The organism is Curtobacterium sp. MCBD17_023 (assembly GCF_003224415.1).
Lineage (GTDB): Bacteria > Actinomycetota > Actinomycetes > Actinomycetales > Microbacteriaceae > Curtobacterium.
The window spans coordinates 69,457-84,240 of the sequence record NZ_QKLJ01000004.1 but is presented as its reverse complement, the minus strand read 5'-3'; the positions used below and the strand labels follow the sequence as shown (position 1 = coordinate 84,240).

General features: G+C 72.4%; 10 protein-coding genes. 7 read left to right on the top strand and 3 right to left on the bottom strand.

What is annotated here, in order from left to right:
- Window positions 1-237 precede the first annotated feature (237 nt).
- From DEI84_RS07375 to DEI84_RS07345, 7 genes are all read left to right on the top strand, one after another.
- Window positions 238-717, top strand: a complete 480-nt coding sequence (locus DEI84_RS07375) for a GtrA family protein (protein WP_258371727.1) — start codon at window positions 238-240, stop codon at window positions 715-717.
- On the top strand, window positions 714-2,195 hold the full coding sequence (locus DEI84_RS07370) for a glycosyltransferase family 2 protein (protein WP_258367436.1): 1,482 nt from the start codon (window positions 714-716) through the stop codon (window positions 2,193-2,195). Before DEI84_RS07375 ends, DEI84_RS07370 begins: the two co-directional genes overlap by 4 nt.
- Window positions 2,192-4,180: a glycosyltransferase family 39 protein gene (locus tag DEI84_RS07365; RefSeq protein ID WP_110890266.1), complete on the top strand. Its 1,989-nt coding sequence runs from the start codon at window positions 2,192-2,194 to the stop codon at window positions 4,178-4,180. Before DEI84_RS07370 ends, DEI84_RS07365 begins: the two co-directional genes overlap by 4 nt.
- A 71-nt stretch (window positions 4,181-4,251) precedes the next feature.
- On the top strand, window positions 4,252-5,070 hold the full coding sequence (locus DEI84_RS07360; protein WP_181420378.1) for a DUF4397 domain-containing protein: 819 nt from the start codon (window positions 4,252-4,254) through the stop codon (window positions 5,068-5,070).
- Window positions 5,071-5,185: 115 nt separating this feature from the next.
- On the top strand, window positions 5,186-6,343 hold the full coding sequence (locus tag DEI84_RS07355; protein WP_110890264.1) for a glycosyl hydrolase family 8: 1,158 nt from the start codon (window positions 5,186-5,188) through the stop codon (window positions 6,341-6,343).
- Window positions 6,340-7,089, top strand: coding sequence for a class F sortase (locus DEI84_RS07350; RefSeq protein WP_110890263.1), 750 nt, complete (start codon window positions 6,340-6,342; stop codon window positions 7,087-7,089). Before DEI84_RS07355 ends, DEI84_RS07350 begins: the two co-directional genes overlap by 4 nt.
- A gap of 122 nt (window positions 7,090-7,211) precedes the next feature.
- Complete coding sequence (locus DEI84_RS07345) at window positions 7,212-8,009, top strand: polyprenol monophosphomannose synthase (RefSeq protein ID WP_110890262.1); 798 nt, start codon at window positions 7,212-7,214, stop codon at window positions 8,007-8,009.
- A 77-nt stretch (window positions 8,010-8,086) separates the two neighbouring features.
- Here DEI84_RS07345 and treZ read toward each other — a convergent pair whose 3' ends face one another.
- The 3 genes from treZ to glgX are packed head-to-tail and all read right to left on the bottom strand — an operon-like array spanning window position 8,087 to window position 14,702.
- On the bottom strand, window positions 8,087-9,841 hold the full coding sequence (gene treZ / locus DEI84_RS07340) for a malto-oligosyltrehalose trehalohydrolase (RefSeq protein ID WP_110890261.1): 1,755 nt from the start codon (window positions 9,839-9,841) through the stop codon (window positions 8,087-8,089).
- The gene (treY, locus tag DEI84_RS07335) at window positions 9,838-12,336 is read right to left on the bottom strand and encodes a malto-oligosyltrehalose synthase (protein WP_110890260.1); all 2,499 of its coding nucleotides are present in this window, start codon (window positions 12,334-12,336) and stop codon (window positions 9,838-9,840) included. The genes treZ and treY overlap by 4 nt, the downstream gene beginning before the upstream one ends.
- Window positions 12,333-14,702: a glycogen debranching protein GlgX gene (gene glgX / locus DEI84_RS07330; protein ID WP_258371726.1), complete on the bottom strand. Its 2,370-nt coding sequence runs from the start codon at window positions 14,700-14,702 to the stop codon at window positions 12,333-12,335. The genes treY and glgX overlap by 4 nt, the downstream gene beginning before the upstream one ends.
- Window positions 14,703-14,784 lie beyond the last annotated feature (82 nt).

Below are 14,784 nucleotides of genomic sequence, written 5' to 3'. Positions count from 1 at the left end.
CTCGACATGACGGAGTGGCGGGCCATGGCAGATGAACAGCGCGTGTCGCGCGACTGGCAGGGGCCTGGCAAACCCTGTACCCCGACCAAACCACCTCCCCGTGACCCCCGAACCGGGGGCATGCGCTCACCAGTGACCCCAGTCCTGGTGCCACCCGTCCAGGGGGTGGCACCAGCGTCGACCCCGCACCCGTCCACCAGCCGTGGACCCGTCACGCCCGGAGCGACGGCAGCACCCGTGGCCGCTGTGGCGGCCTCCCGTCTCGTCCGCCTGACCCGGGCCGTGCGGGAGCTCGCCACCTTCGGCGCTGTCGGCCTCATCGCCTTCGTCGTCGACCTCGTCGTCTTCAACGTCCTCCGTGCCGGCGTCCTCGCCGACCACGCCGTGACCGCGAAGGCCGTGTCGGTCGTCGTCGCCACCCTGGTCGCCTGGCTCGGCAACCGGTTCGTCACCTTCCGGACGCAGCGCACCCGCGGCCGTCGGGAGACGGTCCGGGAAGGTGTGCTCTTCGCCGCCACGAACGCCGGCGGGCTCGCGATCGCAGCCGGCTGCCTGCTCGTCTCACACCACGTCCTCGGTCTCACCAGCACCCTCGCCGACAACGTCGCCGGCAACGGGGTCGGTCTCGTCCTCGGCACAGCGTTCCGCTTCGCCGCGTACAAGACCCTCGTCTTCCGTTCCCCCGACGCTCGTCGCACGAAGGAGCCCACCGAATGACCATGCTCACCACGCTGACAGCGGCCGCCGCGCCGCTGCTCCAGCCGAACGACCCCGCCGGGACGCCGGGGGACGTCCCGAACCGCGGCACCACGGACGTCCCGACCGGCGGGTCGGGGCAGAGCGCGCACGTCGCCTGGTCCCTGGGGGAGTGGATCGGCTACTCGGCGCTCGTCGCGATCTCCGTGCTGCTGACCCTGGTCGCGCTGTCCACCCTCTGGTGGATGCTGCACGCCTGGCGCTCACGCTCGGCCCTCCGCGCCACGAGCTTCAGCCAGACGCCGCGACCGGCCGCGCATCGCTTCACGCTCCTCGTGCCCGGGCGGCACGAGGAGGAGGTCATGGGGCAGACGCTCGACATGCTCGCCACCCAGGACCACCCCGACTTCGAGATCATCGCGATCGTCGGCGAGGACGACCCGGGCACCGACCGGGTCGTGCGTGAGGCCGCCGCCCGGCACCCCGGGCTCATCCGGGTCGTGGTGGACGACACCCTGCCGAAGAACAAGCCGAAGGCGATGAACCTGGCCCTGCAGTACGCGACCGGCGACATCGTGGGCGTGTTCGACGCCGAGGACGAGGTCTACCCGCGCCTGCTCAGCCTCGTCGACTCGCGGTTCCAGGAGACCGGCGCCGACGTCGTGCAGGGCGGCGTGCAGCTGATGAACTTCAAGTCCAGCTGGTGGTCGCTCCGCAACGTGCTCGAGTACTACTTCTGGTTCCGGTCGCGCCTGCACTTCCACGCCGAGTCGAAGTTCATCCCGCTCGGCGGCAACACCGTCTTCGTGACGAAGGAGCGGCTCGACTGGTCGGACGGCTGGGACGCGCACTGCCTCGCCGAGGACTGCGAGCTCGGCGTCCGGCTGTCGGCCGACAACGCCAAGGTCGTCGTCGCGTACAGCCCGGAGGCGGTCACCCGCGAGGAGACCCCGCCGACGTTCGCCTCGCTCCTGAAGCAGCGCACCCGGTGGAACCAGGGCTTCCTGCAGGTCCTCGAGAAGGGCGAGTGGAAGAAGCTCCCCACGTTCAAGCAGCGCTTCTTCGCCCGCTACCTGCTCACCATGCCGTTCATCCAGGCCGCGACCGGGCTGCTCATCCCGCTCAGCGTGGTCATGATCGCGTTCGTGAAGGTGCCCACCGGAATCGCCCTGATCTCGTTCATCCCGCTCGCGCCGACGCTCATGCTGCTCGCGGTCGAGATCGCCGGGCTCGGCGAGTTCGGCCGGCTCTACAAGGAGAAGGTCCGCGTCCGCGACTACGTGAAGCTCGTGCTCGGCCTCGTGCCGTACCAGGTGTTCCTCGCCGCCGCGGCCGTCCGTGCCGTCATCCGGCACGCCCGGAAGCAGAACGGCTGGGAGAAGACCGAGCACACCGGCCAGCACCGCGGTGCCGGCCAGCCCGAGGTCCAGGGCTTCCCGTCGGCCGTGACCGAACCCGAGCCGGCCCTCGTCGGCGCCACCGCAGGAGGTGACCGATGACCGCCAGCGTCACGGACACGACCGGCATCCCGATCCGCGGGGCACGGAACTCGTCCGGCCTCGGCACCTGGCTCCGCGTGCACGCCCGGAGTGCGGCCTGGCTCCTGCCCGTCCTCGCGATCGCCGCGGTCGTGCAGGCCTGGAACATGGGCGGCACCCCGCAGCGCATCGACGACGAGGGGACGTACACCGCCCAGGCGTGGGCGATCACCCACCTCGGTGAGATCACGCACTACACGTACTGGTACGACCACCCGCCCCTCGGCTGGATCCAGATCGCCGGGTACACGCAGCTGACCGGTGCGTTCGCCCGCTACCCGTTCGCCGTCGAGGCCGCCCGTGAGGCGATGGTGTTCTTCGCCGCCGTCTCCGCCGTGCTCCTCTTCGTGCTCGCCCGCCGGCTCGGTGCCGCCCGACCGACCGCGGCCGTCGCGGTGCTCGTCTTCGGCCTCTCGCCGCTGGCGCTGCAGTACCACCGCACCGTCTACATCGACAACGTCGCCACCCCGTGGCTGCTGGCCGCCTTCGTCCTCGTGCTGAGTCGCCGCCAGCAGCTGGCCGGGTTCATCGGCGCCGCCGCGTGCTTCGGGATCGCGGTGCTCAGCAAGGAGACCTTCCTGCTGGCGCTGCCGTTCCTCGTCTGGACCGCCGCCCGTCGAGCGGACCCGAGCACCCGTCGGTACACGCTCAGCGTCGCCGGAGCGGTCCTCGCCGTGATCGGTGGCGCGTACGTCCTGCTCGCCGGCGTCAAGGGCGAGCTCCTGCCGGGTGCCGGTCGGGTCAGCCTGCTCGAGGGCATCACCTACCAGCTCGGCACGCGTGCGGCGAGCGGTTCCGTCTTCACCGGCGGCAGCCTCGCGAACGAGGCCGCAGCGCAGTGGTGGGCACTCGACCCGGTGTTCATCGTGCTCGGCTCGGCAGCCGCGGCCGTCGGTCTGTTCCTCCGCCGCGTCCGGCCGATCGCCGCGCTGCTCGTCTTCCTGCTCGTGTTCATGTTCCGCCCGAACGGGTACCTGCCGGTGCCGTACGTGATCATGCTCGTGCCGTTCGGCGCCCTGCTCGTCGCGTACGTCGCGGAGCGCGCCGTGCTCGCCGTGACCGGGGCCACCGCGTTCCGCGCCCGGAACCGGGTCCGCGGTGCCGGCCGTCGCACCCTCGGCGGGGTCTGGGCGCTCGGCACGGCCGCTGCCGTCGTCGTCGCCGTCCCGCTCTGGGGCACGCAGCTGCGCGGGTTCCTGGTCGCCGACCTCGACCGACCGATGGCGCAGGCGCAGGACTGGATCGGCGACAACGTCGACAAGAGCTCCCGCCTGCTCGTCGACGACGCCATGTGGGTCGACCTGGTCGACGACGGCTTCGCGCGGAACAACGTGGTCTGGTACTACAAGCTCGACACCGACGGAGCCGTGGAGCGCCAGTCCCCGAACGGCTGGAAGGACTCCGACTACGTCGTCACGACCGACTCGATGCGCACCGGCGGGACCTCCTCGTCCGACGTGCGGCAGGCGATCGCGAACTCGACGACCGTCGCGTCCTTCGGGACCGGCAACCAGCAGGTCGACGTCCGGCTCATCAACGCGCAGGGACGGGCAGCGGCCGAACGCGAGGCCACCAGGGCGAGTGACCTGCGGAAGACGCTCGGGACCGAGCTCGCGGAGAACCCCGCCCTCCTGGCCGACGCCGGCACCGCGTCGCAGTTCCGGGCCGGCCAGGTGGACCCGCGCGCCGTGGTCTCGCTCGGTCAGGTCCTGGCCGACCGTCCGGTGGGCGTCGACCGCTTCACCCCGCTGCCGGGTGAGGACGGGCAGACGTTCCGGCAGGTCGTCCTGCACGCGAGCAGCGCACGGGCCGCGGCCGCCACCGCGCAGACCCTCGACGCCATGGCGGCCACCTACCGCCCGGAGTCCGTCGAGCGTGACGGCGACACCCTGACCGTCCGCTGGTCCGTCGCCGACCCGACCACCGCGCAGGTGGGGGCCCCGTGACCCCCGTGGCCTCCGCGGCCCGCACGACCCGTACCCGACCCCACATGCCTCCGACCCGAAGGAGCACCACCATGACCGCTTCCCCCTCCACCCGCCGCCGCACGGTCGTCGTCGGCGCCCTCGCGGCGTCCCTCGTCGCCGCCACCGTCGGGCTCGCCCCGCAGTCCGCGAGCGCCGCGCCCGACCAGGGCTGGCTCCGTGTCGGGCACCTGTCCCCGGACACCAAGAGCGTCGACGTCGAACTGTCCCGCCTGTCCGGTGGCAAGACCGTCTTCGAGCTCGACGACGTGGCGTACGGCCAGGTCAGCCCCTACGAGAAGCTCCCGACCGGGACGTACGTCCTGTCGATGCGCGCGTCCGACGCCCCGGACTCGACCCCGGTCATCTCGACCGACGTCACCGTGCAGGGCGGTGACGCGAGCACCGTCGTCGCGTTCGGCAAGAGCAGCGCGCTGGAGACGGCCGCGTTCACCGACGACCTGCAGCAGCCCGGGGACGGCAAGGCGAAGCTCCGGCTCGTCCAGGCCGCCACCACCGCGAAGACGGTCGACGTCAGCACCTCCGAGGGCACCGCGATCGCCTCCGACGCCGCGTTCGGCACCGCGACGAAGTACGCGACCGTCGACGCCGGCAAGTGGGACCTCGACATCTCGGGCGGCGGCCAGACCGGCAGCGCCGACGTCGACCTCGCCGGCAACACCGTCTCGACGCTGTTCGTCCTCGACGACAGCGAGGGCGACCTCACGGTCGTCCCCGTCACGGACGCGGCGGCGACCGCCGAGACCCCGGCCGGCGGCGTGCAGACCGGTGGGGGCGGCACGGCCGCCGCGCGACCGACGACCGACCTGCTCCACGCGGTCGTCCGTGCGTTCCGCGGGTTGTTCGGCTGATCCTGCCGACACCCATCCAGACAGGAGGCCCGGCCAGCGTGAGCCGACCGGCCGACGCCCGCCGGGCCTCCCGTCCGACACCCAACGTCCACCACCCAGCAGAGAGCGAGCCAGCATGACCCGCAGGAACTGGATCCCCGTGACCGCCGTCGCGCTCGCCGCGGTCCTCGTGACCGGCGGCATCGCCGTGGCCGCGGTCCAGCCGTGGTCCGACCGCGCGCCGGAGGCCGGCGGCGTCTCCACCCCGACGTCGACGACCGCGGCCGGCGGGCCGCGGACCCCCGCGCAGCTCCGCACGGACTTCCTCGACCGGTACGTCGAGGACGGCCGGGTCGTCCGGAAGGACCAGGGGAACGACACCGTCAGCGAGGGCCAGGCGTACGGCCTGCTCATCGCGTACGCGGCCGGCGACCGCGAGCGCTTCGGCGAGATCTGGTCGTGGACGGCGGAGCACCTCCTCACTGAGGACCACCTGCTCGCGTGGCGCTGGACGAGCGACGGCGGGGTGGCGGACGCGCAGTCCGCGAGCGACGCCGACCTCGACGCGGCCCGGGCGCTCGTGCTGGCCGGGAAGACGTGGGGCGACGACCGTCTCACGGCGGCCGGCACGCGGCTGGCCGACGCCGTGCTCGACCACGAGACCGTTTCGACCGACGCCGGTCTGGTGCTCCTGCCGGGACCGTGGGCGGACTCCGACCCGTACCGGTACAACGCCTCCTACGCGTCCCCGGCCGCCTACCGGGTCCTCGGGGACGCGACCGGTGACGCCCGGTGGGCAGCGTTGGAGCGTGGGTCGACGGCCGTGACCTCCGCGGTCCTCGAGGAGACCGACCTGCCGAGCGACTGGTCGCAGGTGCACCCGGACGGCGCCGTCGACGCGATGCCCACCAGCGCGTCCGACCCACGGGTGCTGTACGGGTACGACGCCATGCGGATGCCGCTCCGGTACGCCGAGGCGTGCACCCCGTCCGACCGGGCCCTCGCCGCCGGCCTCGTGCCGACCCTGCGCCGCAGCACCGAGCTCGCGGCGCAGCTCGACCTCGGTGGCACGGCCGTCACGGGGGACCGGAGCGCGCTCGCCTACGTCGCCCGGGCCGCGGCCGAACGGGCCGCCGGGTCGACGAGCGCGGCGGCGGCCGACCTCGAGCGTGCCGACCGGACCGCCGCCACGACGCCGACGTACTACGGCGACGCGTGGGCGGCACTCGGCGCGACGATGCTCACGTCCGACGTGCTCGGCGGGTGCGCGACCGCTGACGGAGGCACGTCGTGACCGGGCAGCGTGGTCGTCGCGCCGTCCGCCCGGACGGCGGCGCAGCGGGGACGGCGCTGCGCACGCGGCTCCGCCGGCACCGGGTCGCCCTGAGCGCGGCCGTGGCCGTCGTGGTCGCCGCCGGCGCCGTGGCGACGGGTGTCGCCGTGGCTGCCGATGACGGGACCGACGGAGTAGCCGGCGTACCGACCGCGACGCCCTCCGCGGCCTCGTCGTCCGCGTCCGGTCCCTCGTCCGCGCCGAGCGGCGACCGGGACATCGCCGGGTTCCAGGACCCTGCGGCACCGGCGGCCCGTTCCGACGCGACGCCGACCCGGGTGTCGATCCCGGCCATCGGGGTCGACGCGGGCCTGGAGGACCTCCACCGCGGGGCCGCCGGCGAACTCGACCCGCCCGGGGCCTGGGACGACGCCGGTTGGTTCAGCGACGGCATCGTGCCGGGCGAGGTCGGCCCGGCCGTCATCGCCGGGCACGTCGACAGCCCGACGAGCGCCGCGGTCTTCTTCCGCCTCGACGAGCTCGCCGCCGGTGACCGCATCGCCGTCGCGATGACGGACGGCAGCACCCGCACCTTCGCCGTCGACCGCACCGAACGCGCGGCGAAGAGCGCCTTCCCGACGAGCGACGTCTACGGCACCACACCCACCCCGACGCTGCGGCTCATCACGTGCGACGGCACGTTCGACACCGCCACCGGGCACTACACGGACAACCTCATCGTCTTCGCCGACCTCGTCGACGACTGACCCGGCCCCGGACGCCCGACCCGGACACCCGACCCGGGCACCCGACCCGACCCCGACACCCGACCCGACGCGGACACCCGACCAGACCCGGACCCCGGCAGGACACCGAACAGGAGCACCCGATGCCCGACCGCACCCTCGTGATCATCCCCACGTACGACGAGGCCGAGAACATCCGTCCGATCATCCTCCGGACGCTCGACGCCACCGACGAGCACGTGCACGTCCTCGTCGTCGACGACGCGTCCCCCGACGGCACGGGGGAGATCGCCGACACCATCGCCGGCGAGACCGACCGGGTGCACGTCCTGCACCGCACCGTCAAGGACGGCCTCGGCGGTGCCTACCTGGCGGGGTTCGCGTGGGGGCTCGACGCCGGGTACGCGAAGCTCGTCGAGATGGACGCCGACGGCTCCCACCACCCGGAGTACCTGCCGTGGATGACCGAGCTCGCCGACACGTCCGACCTCGTCCTCGGCTCCCGGTGGGTGCGCGGCGGGCGCGTGGAGAACTGGCCCTGGCACCGGGAGCTCCTCTCACGCGGCGGCAACCTCTACACGCGGCTCGCGCTCGGCGTCGACGTGCGGGACGCCACCGGCGGGTTCCGCGTCTTCACCGCGGACGCCCTCCGACGCATCGACCTCGACGGCATCGCGTCGAAGGGCTACTGCTTCCAGGTCGACCTCTGCTGGCGTGCACTCGAGGCCGGGCTGCGGGTCGTCGAGACGCCGATCACGTTCACCGAACGGGAGTTCGGGGTCTCGAAGATGAGCGGGAACATCGTGCGCGAGAGCCTGACGCTCGTGACGCGGTGGGGGATCGACCGGCGGCTCCGCGAGGCCCGGTCGCTCCTCCGGTACCGCCGGCGGCTCCCGTCGGTGCGCGCGAACGCGCACACGGTGCCGAACCCCACCGCCTGACGGGCGTACCGACGAACGGACGGGAGGCCCGGTACCAGCTGGTACCGGGCCTCCCGTCCGTCATATGGGGTGCGCGGTCAGCGCACCACGACGAGGCCACGGCCGCCGAAGCGGACGCCGTCGGTGTCGAAGTCGGCGTCGCCGAAGCTGAACAGCACCTCACCGCTGGCGCCGACGAGCGGCACCTCCGTCGCGGCGTCCGACAGGTTGACGACGACGTGCACCGGCGCCGCGGAGGGGCCGAGCAGCCCGCGGGTGAGCACGAGCCAGCGCTCGTCCTCGCTGAACCGCACCGCGTTCGCCTCGTACCGGTGGTCGACGAACGCCTCGTCGGTCCGGCGGAGGGCGACGAGCACGCGGTAGGCGTTGAGGATGCGGGCACCACGCTCCGACTCGGCGTCGGCCCAGACGAGCTTCGAGTTGGTGAACGTCGTCGGGTCCTGCGGGTCCGGCACCGTCGACTCGTCCCAGCCGTGCTCCGCGAACTCCTTGATGCGGCCCTCGGCCGTCACCTTGCCGAGCTCCGGCTCCGGGTGCGACGTGAAGAACTGCCACGGGGTCGTCGCGGCGAACTCCTCACCCATGAACAGCATCGGCGTGAACGGGCCGAGCAGGGTCAGGGCCGCCGCGATGACGAGCCCCTCGTCCGACACGGTCGCAGCCAGGCGGTCGCCGGCGGCCCGGTTGCCGATCTGGTCGTGGTTCTGGTTCGCCACGACGAGCGCTGTCGTGGGCGAGGTCCCACGGTCGATCGGGCGACCGTGGCGCTTGCCGCGGAACGAGGACCACGTGCCGTCGTGGAAGAAGCCCTGGTCGAGCACCTTCGCGAGTGCCGTCAGCGGGGCGAAGTCGGCGTAGTAGCCGTTCGTCTCCCCGGTGACGGCGACGTGCACGGCGTGGTGGAAGTCGTCCGACCACTGCCCGGCGAGCCCGTAGCCGCCGGCCTCGCGCGGACGGAACATCACCGGGTCGTTGAGGTCCGACTCGGCGATGAGCGAGAGCGGCTTGCCGGTGAACGACGAGTAGGCGTCGGTCTCGCTCGCCATCTCGGCCAGGACGTGCGGCCGGGTCGTGTCGCGGATCGCGTGCACGGCATCCAGGCGCAGGCCGTCGACGTGGTGGTCGCGGAACCACATGCGGACGTTGTCCAGGACGTAGCGGCGGACCTCGGGGTGCTCGACGTTGACCGAGTCGCCCCAGGTGTTCGCCAGGCCCTGGACGAGGTACGGGCCGTACAGCGGCAGGTAGTTGCCGCTCGGGCCGAGGTGGTTGTAGACGACGTCCTGGATGACCCCGAGACCGAGCGCGTGCGCGCGGTCGACGAAGCGGTCGTACGCGTCGGGCCCACCGTAGGGGGCGTGCACCGCGTACCACGCGACGCCGTCGTAGCCCCAGTTCCACTCACCGTTCACGCCGTTCACGGGCAGGAGCTCGACGAACTCCACGCCGAGCTCGACGAGGTGCTCGAGCTTCGCGGCGGCGGCGTCGAGGGTGCCCTCGGGCGTGAAGGTGCCGACGTGCATCTCGTACACGACGCCACCGCGGACGGGGCGGCCGGTCCAGGCGTCGTCGGTCCACGCGAAGCGGGACGGGTCGACGACCTCGGACGGGCCGTGCACGCCCTCGGGCTGGAACCGGCTGCGCGGGTCGGGGCGGACCGCGTCGTCGTCGCCGATGCGGAACCCGTAGCGGGCGCCGACGACCGGCAGGACCGCGTCGGTGGTCCACCAGTCGTCGTCGCCGCGTGTCAGCGGGTACTCGGTCCCGTCGACGACGAGGCGGACGTTCTCGGGCTCGGGGGCCCAGACGCCGTAGCGGTCAGGACTGGTCATGCGTGACCCTCCAGGATCTCGACCTCGGCCTGCGCGTCGGTCTCGGTGTCGTCGGTGGTGGTGTTCGTGGTGTCCGTGCTCGCCGCGTCCGTGCTCGCCGCGTCCGTGGCGTCGTGTCCGGCGCCGTCGACGACGTCGGCCGGCACGAGGAGCGCGACCGGGAAGTCCGCGAGCAGCTCGCCGAGCAGCAGGTCGCGGTCCGCCGGGAACCGGCGACCGGTCAAGAGGTCGACGCGCTCGACGGGGACGACGTGCAGCAGCGTGTCCGCCCAACCGCCCACGGCCTCCAGGCCGAGCGGCAGCCGGGTGGCGATCGTCACGGCGCCGCCACGGTCGAACGCGACCACGTGGTCGGCGGCCGGACCGGTCGCGTCGAGCGGGACGTACCGGCTGAAGAGCTCCGGGTGGTCCCGGCGGGCGCGGAGGGCACGGCTCGTGACGAGCGTCTTGGCAGCGGCGTCGAGGTCGATCGCCGGGAGCACGTCGGGCCCGTCGTCGTCCGCTCCGTCGAGCGTCGCGAGGACCCGGCGGCGCTCGGCGTAGTCGACCGGACGACGGTTGTCGGGGTCGACGAGCGAGCGGTCCCAGGCCTCCGTGCCCTGGTAGACGTCGGGGACGCCGGGCGCGGTGAGGTGCAGGATCTTCGCGCCGAGGCCGTTCGACCAGCCCGCCGCGGTGATCCGCTCGTCGAGGGCGTCGAGCTCGGCGACCACGGCGGGGTCGTCGAACGACGCGTCGACGAGCGCGTGCATCTGCTGCTCGAACGCCTCGTCCGGCTCGGTCCACGTCGTGCTGTCGCCGGCTTCGCGCGAGGCCTTCTCGGCGTAGGCGTGCAGCCGCTCGCGGGAGGCCGGGCGGGCGCCGACGATCGCCTGCCAGAGCAGGTTCGCGAACACGCCGTCCGCGAGCGGGGCGAGGGCGTTCAGCCGGTCGAAGGTCGCCGTCCACTCCTCGCCGAGTTCGGCGAGGACCGCGATGCGTGCGCGGGTGTCCTCGCTCCGCTTCGTGTCGTGCGTGGTGAGCGTGGTCATGGCGAGCGGCCAGCTGGCGAGGCGCTCGCGCTGGGCGGCGTGGAACTCGTCGAGGGTGACCGAGAAGATGCTCGGGTCACCGCCGACCTCGCTCAGCGACGACAGACGGGAGGTCCGGTAGAACGCGGTGTCCTCGACGCCCTTCGCCATCACCATGCCGCTGGTCTGCTGCAGGCGGATCGCCGCGGCGTCGTCTCCATCGCACAGCGCCGGCGCGATGCGGTCGATGACGTCGGCGAGGTCCGGGCGGGACTCCGCCGCGACCTCGAGCGCCTCGACGAGGTGGTGGATGCCCTCGGGCAGGTAGGTCCGGTAGACCTCGAAGCTCGCGACGACCTCGGCGACGGCGTCGACGATGCGGTCCTCGGCGAGGGGTGCACCGTCGGCCTGCACGACCGGGTCGACGACGAGCAGGCGGGCGAGACGACGCACCTCGCTGTTGAGGATGCCGTCGGCGATGCCTCGACGGGTGCCACGGGTCAGGTCCTGCCAGGCGACGTGCTCGCCGCGCAGGCGGTCCTCGAGCGCGGTGAGGGGTGCCTCGCCCGCGGGGTCGACGAACACGCGGTCGATGAAGCCGAGCGCGTCGTAGCCGGTCGTGCCGTCGACGGGCCACGACGACGGCAGGAGTTCGCCGGGCTCCAGGATCTTCTCGACGAGCGTGTAGGCGCCGCCGGTCAGGTCGGCGAGGTCGTCGAGGTAGCCGGCCGGGTCGGTCAGGCCGTCCGGGTGGTCGATGCGCAGCCCGTCGACGAGCCCGTCGCGGAACCACGAGCCGATGACCCCGTGCGAGGCGGCGAACACCTCGGGCTCCTCGACACGGATCGCCGCGAGGGTGTTCACCGCGAAGAACCGGCGGTAGTTCAGCTCCGAGTCGGCGCGCTTCCAGTGCACGAACTCGTAGTGCTGCCGCGCGTGCACGGTCGCGACGTCGTCACCGTCGTGCACGGTGCCGGGAGCGGTCGGGTACGCGGTCTCCCCGACGAGCAGACGGGGCGCGTCGTCGGCGCTGCCGGTGTCGAGCGTGACGCCGTCGAGCAGCCGGTCGTCGAGGACCGGGATGCGGATGCGTCCACCGCCGGCCGCCCAGTCGACGTCGAACGCCCAGGCCATCGGGGACTCCTGGCCGTGCTCGAGGAGCGACCACCACCACGGGTTCACGGCCGGCGTGGCCACACCGACGTGGTTCGGCACGACGTCGACGAGGACGCCGAGCCCGGCCGCGTGCGCGGCCTCGGCCAGTGCCCGGAGGGCGTCGTCGCCACCGCGGTCGGTGTCGACGTGGCTGTGGTCGACGACGTCGTACCCGTGGCCGGAGCCGGGCTCCGCCTGCAGGACGGGGGAGAGGTACAGCCAGTCGGCGCCGAGGTCACGGACGTAGTCCACGACGTCGCGCGCGGCGTCGAGGTCGAAGTCGGCGGTGACCTGGAGGCGGTACGTGGAGGTCGGGTTGCGGCGGCTCATGCGGCACTTCCAGGGGTGTCGGATCCGGCGGCGGGAGCGTCGCGCTCGGACGCAGCGTCGTCGGAGGAGGGTGTGGCGGGGGTCTCGGTGCCGGTCGTCGGCGTCCCGGCGGTGTCCGCTGCCGGTGCCGGGGCGACGCCGGCGGCGCCGGCCGTCCCCGCCGCGCTCGGTGTCGCGGACGCTGCGGGGTTCGCGGGGGTGGCGGTCGGGTGCTCCGGCTCGCTCTGCTCCGCGGTGTCGACGGGCGTGCGCTGGATCTCGTGCTCCGGCTCGGCACGCAGCACGATCATCGACCGTGCGGGCACGTCGAGCGCGTCGCCGGCCTCGAGCACCTCGTCGCGGGCCCCCGGCTCGGCGGTGTCGATGCGGACGGTCCAGCCGGGGGAGTACTCCTCCGGCGGGAGGGTGAACGTGACGACACCGTCGTGCGCGTTGAAGTACGTCAGGAAGGCGACGTCGGTGACCCGCTCACCGCGGGCGTCACGCCCGCGGATGCCCTCGCCGTTCAGGTACATGCCGACGCTCTTGCCGAAGCCGGAGTCCCACTCCTCGGGCTGCATGGCGTCACCGGCGGGCGTCAGCCACACCACGTCGGGCAGCGGCTCGCCCTCGCCCCGACGCACCGGACGGCCGTTGAAGTACCGGGTGCGGCGGAAGGTCGGGTGGTCGTGCCGGAGCTTCACGACGTCCGCGGTGAACTGGATGAGTTCGTCGTCCGCCGTGGACCAGTCGATCCAGCTCAGCTCGGAGTCCTGCGCGTAGACGTTGTTGTTGCCCTGCTGGGTGCGACCGAGTTCGTCGCCGTGCGCGATCATCGGCACGCCCTGGCTGAGCAGCAGCGTCGCGAGGAAGTTCCGCTGCCGCTGGAGTCGGAGCGCGTTCACGTCCGGGTCGTCCGTCGGCCCCTCCACGCCCGAGTTCCAGGACCGGTTGTGGCTCTCGCCGTCGTTGTTGTCCTCGCCGTTCGCCTCGTTGTGCTTCTCGTTGTAGGAGACCAGGTCGTACAGCGTGAAGCCGTCGTGCGCGGTGATGAAGTTGATGCTCGCCTTGGGCGTGCGGCCGTCGTGCTCGTACAGGTCGGCGGAGCCGGAGATGCGGGACGCGAACTCACCGAGGGTCGACGGCTCGCCGCGCCAGAAGTCACGGACGGTGTCGCGGTACTTGCCGTTCCACTCCGACCACTGCGGCGGGAAGTTGCCGACCTGGTAGCCGCCGGGGCCGACGTCCCAGGGCTCGGCGATGAGCTTCACCTGCGACACGATCGGGTCCTGCTGGACGAGCTCGAAGAAGGCCGCGAGTCGGTCGACTTCGTAGAACTCACGGGCCAGGGCGGCGGCGAGGTCGAAGCGGAAGCCGTCGACGTGCATCTCGGTGACCCAGTAGCGGAGCGAGTCCATGATCAGCTGCAGCGAGTGCGGGTGCCCGACGTTGAGCGAGTTCCCGGTGCCCGTGACGTCCATGTAGTACCGCTTGTCGTCGTCGAGGCGGTAGTACGCCGCGTTGTCGATGCCGCGGAACGACAGGGTCGGTCCGAGGTGGTTGCCCTCGGCGGTGTGGTTGTACACGACGTCGAGGACGACCTCGATGCCGGCGCGGTGCAGCTCGCGGACCATCGTCTTGAACTCCTGCACCTGCTGGCCACCGTCGCCCGAGGACGAGTAGTGCGCGTGTGGCGCGAAGAACCCGATGGTGTTGTAGCCCCAGTAGTTCGACAGCCCCTTGTCCTGCAGGGTCGAGTCGTTCACGAACTGGTGCACGGGCATGAGCTCGAGCGTCGTGACGCCGAGTCGCTTGAGGTGCTCGATGACGGCCGGGTGCGAGACGCCCGCGTAGGTGCCGCGCTGCTCCTCGGGCACGTCGGGGTGCGTCTCGGTGAGGCCCTTGACGTGCGCCTCGTAGATGACCGTCTCGCCGTAGGGGATGCGCGGCGGGCGGTCGCCCTGCCAGTCGAAGAACGGGTTGATGACCACGCCCTTCACCATGTGCGACGCGGAGTCCTCGTCGTTCGTGGAGTCCGGGTCGCCGAACGTGTACGAGAACAGGGACTGGTCCCAGTCGATGTCACCGCTGGTCGCCTTGGCGTACGGGTCCAGGAGGAGCTTCGCCGGGTTCGAGCGCAGCCCGTTCGCCGGGTCGTACGGGGCGTGCACACGGAAGCCGTACTGCTGGCCCGGGCCGACGGTCGGCAGGTACGCGTGCCAGACGTGGGCGTCGACCTCGACGAGGCGGACGCGCTCCTCGGTGCCGTCGGCATCGAACAGGCAGAGCTCGACCCCTTCGGCGACCTCGCTGAACACGGCGAAGTTCGTGCCGCTGCCGTCGTAGGTCGCGCCGAGGGGGTAGGGGTTGCCGGGCCAGGTGTGCAAACGTGCCTCCAGAAGGGGTGAACCCGGCCAACGTATCGAGGGACCCCTGTGATGTCCGCGGCCCCGCCGAGTAGCGTCACCG

Bases quoted from the DNA above. Each gene is read 5' to 3' on its own strand.
- DEI84_RS07370 (WP_258367436.1), top strand. From the start codon at position 714: ATGACCATGCTCACCACGCTGACAGCGGCCGCCGCGCCGCTGCTCCAG.
- DEI84_RS07365 (WP_110890266.1), top strand. From the start codon at position 2,192: ATGACCGCCAGCGTCACGGACACGACCGGCATCCCGATCCGCGGGGCA.
- DEI84_RS07360 (WP_181420378.1), top strand. From the start codon at position 4,252: ATGACCGCTTCCCCCTCCACCCGCCGCCGCACGGTCGTCGTCGGCGCC.
- DEI84_RS07355 (WP_110890264.1), top strand. From the start codon at position 5,186: ATGACCCGCAGGAACTGGATCCCCGTGACCGCCGTCGCGCTCGCCGCG.
- DEI84_RS07345 (WP_110890262.1), top strand. From the start codon at position 7,212: ATGCCCGACCGCACCCTCGTGATCATCCCCACGTACGACGAGGCCGAG.
- treZ (WP_110890261.1), bottom strand. From the start codon at position 9,841: ATGACCAGTCCTGACCGCTACGGCGTCTGGGCCCCCGAGCCCGAGAAC.
- treY (WP_110890260.1), bottom strand. From the start codon at position 12,336: ATGAGCCGCCGCAACCCGACCTCCACGTACCGCCTCCAGGTCACCGCC.